This window comes from Bifidobacterium sp. POST2/T3 (B1), assembly GCF_058197115.1.
On record NZ_JBVPQK010000376.1, the window covers coordinates 1 to 2,522 of the forward strand.

Consider the following 2,522-nt stretch of genomic DNA (forward strand, 5'->3'; position numbering starts at 1 on the left):
GGAGAAGTTTCATCCCAAGGCTACACGGACATTCAGTCCCAGGTCCGGTCAGTGCTGCGCAGAATCGGCTACACCTCCTCAGATATTGGTCTGGATGCGGATTCCTGCGGCGTGACCGTGGCTCTGAGCGAGCAGAGCAGGGAAATCAACCAGGGCGTGGAGCGGCTGTCGGCCAGCCAGGAGAACGCCGCCACCCGTGAGGAGCGTTACCAGTCCCAGGGGGCCGGCGACCAGGGAGTCATGTTTGGGTACGCATGCGATGAAACCGACACACTCATGCCTCTGCCCATATACCTGGCCCATCAGCTGGCCTTCCGGCTGGCACAGGTGCGCAAGGAGGGGATCATTCCCCACTTGCGGCCTGACGGCAAAACTCAGGTCACCATCGAATACGATGAGGATGACCGTCCTCGTCGGGTGGACACGGTCCTCATCTCCACCCAGCACGATCCCGAGGTTGGGCGCGACTGGCTGCAGGAGCAGTTGATGGAGCACGTCATTACGCCCGTGCTGGATCGCGTCTGCGGCAAGGCCGTCGAGCACCAGGGCTACCGGGTGCTGGTCAATCCGACCGGTTCCTTTATTCTAGGTGGCCCTGCGGCTGACGCAGGACTGACCGGACGCAAGATCATCGTGGACACCTATGGTGGTGCGGCCCATCACGGAGGCGGTGCCTTCTCCGGCAAGGATCCCAGCAAGGTAGACCGGTCCGCTGCCTACGCAGCGCGTTGGGTGGCTAAGAATATCGTGGCCGCTGGACTGGCGCACAAGGTCGAGGTCCAGGTGGCCTATGCCATTGGCGTGGCCGATCCGGTCAGCGTCAACGTTGAGACCTACGGCACCGAGCAGGGTGTCACTCGGGAGCAGATCCAGGAGGCCGTGCGCAAGGTCTTCGACCTGCGGCCTGCCGCCATCATCGATGAACTGGATTTGTTGAGGCCTATTTACGCCAAGACTGCAGCATACGGGCACTTCGGCCGGGAGGACCCCGACTTCACCTGGGAGCAGGTGGACAAGGTTGGCGAGCTCAAGGCTGCCATCGGCATGACCAGGTAGCAGCTGTTCATCAAGAGCCACGGCGGGTTCCCGGGTCATCAACTGGGGAATCCGCCGTGGCTCTCTTAATCGTGAAAGCGAGAGGATCAGCCATGGATTCGCAGGCCGTCAGTCAGCCCGCCCTGGATGGTCTTGCCCCGCGTCGTCGTACGAGTAGCAGTCGAAAGAGGCCCCCGCGCCGACCAGCCGATGAACTCCCCGTGGCACGGGTGGTGTTGGATGTCCAGGCTACTCATCTGGGCGGGACCTTCGATTATCTGGTGGACGCTGACCAGGCCGATCATGCACAGCCGGGATGTCTGGTTCGCGTTCGATTCGGGGCGCGCAGGGTCAATGGCATCATCTGGGAACGCGTCTCAGACAGCCAGGTTCCCCGCGCATCCTTACGCTATCTGGAGCGGGTGGTGTTGGATCGCAGCCTGATCTCACCTTCTTTGCGCGCGGACATCACTGCTATCGCCAGAGCCTATGGGGGTACTGAAGCCAACATTCTGCGTCTGGCCCTGCCCCCTCGCGTCGCCCGGATCGACAAGGAGCAGCAGCTGGTTCCCGGTCAACCCCGGTTGGCATCCGACCCCAGCTGGGTGGCCGGGCTGGCCCAGCGACAAAAGGACCTGAAACAAAGACTTGATCCGGGCTATCAGGGGCTGGAGAAATTGGATCAGTCGCTGGAAGAGGATGCCTTCGCTGCTTTTCTGACTGACATTCTGCCTGGCGTGGACCAGGCCGCCCTGTTGGCTGCCAGGGTATTGATTGGCGCACTGCTTGCCGGCCGAGCGGCGGTTATGGTGCTGCCGGGCACCCGTCAGGTGGCTCACCTGTCTGCAGTTCTCCAGCAGCTGGGACTGCGTCCCTTTGGACCTTCTGTCTCAGCAGGTCCGGGCCAACAGGAGGCACGCGGCTGGTCCGGTGATTTCGCCATTCTGGACAGCGGCATGGCTCCCGCCGAGCGCTACAGGGCCTATCTTGCTCTGGCTTCCGGTCAGGTCCGTTGCGCCATCGGGCTGCGGGCCGCCATGTACGCGCCGGTGGAGGGTCCTGCCCTCTTCGCTCTTATGGATGATGCCAGTTACCAGTACGCCGACGGGATGATGCCATACGCCAACGCCCGCGGAGTGTTGAGATTGCGAGCGCGTGCCCACGGCGGTGTCTTCCTGGCCATGGCCCGTGCCAGAAGCGTGCGTTCCCACTGGGAGAGTCTGCCCGAGGCCACCGAGGCGGACTCTGGTGTGACTGGTCCAGGCACCGCCTTGACGCTTGATCGGTCTGCTGTGACGACCCTGCTTCCTTGGATTCGCTGGCTGAACCGGGAGGAACTGAGCCATATGGCCGACCCGACCGTGGGCGCCCGGGTTCCGCATACCGCCGTCGCCGTTATAAACAAAGCCTTGGAGCGTGGTCCGGTTCTGCTGTCCATCCCTCAGGACGGCATATTCGAAAGCCTGAGTTGCGCTCGCTGCCATCAT

Annotated in this window: 2 protein-coding genes; both read left to right on the top strand. The window is 62.7% G+C overall.

From position 1 onward, the window contains the following. A partial coding sequence (metK, locus tag AC0AP0_RS11795; protein WP_490430603.1) for a methionine adenosyltransferase occupies window positions 1-1,056 on the top strand: 1,056 nt, incomplete at its 5' end. Window positions 1,057-1,148: 92 nt separating this feature from the next. Beyond that, the coding region (locus AC0AP0_RS11800) for a primosomal protein N' family DNA-binding protein (protein ID WP_490430604.1) at window positions 1,149-2,522 on the top strand (1,374 nt) is incomplete at its 3' end.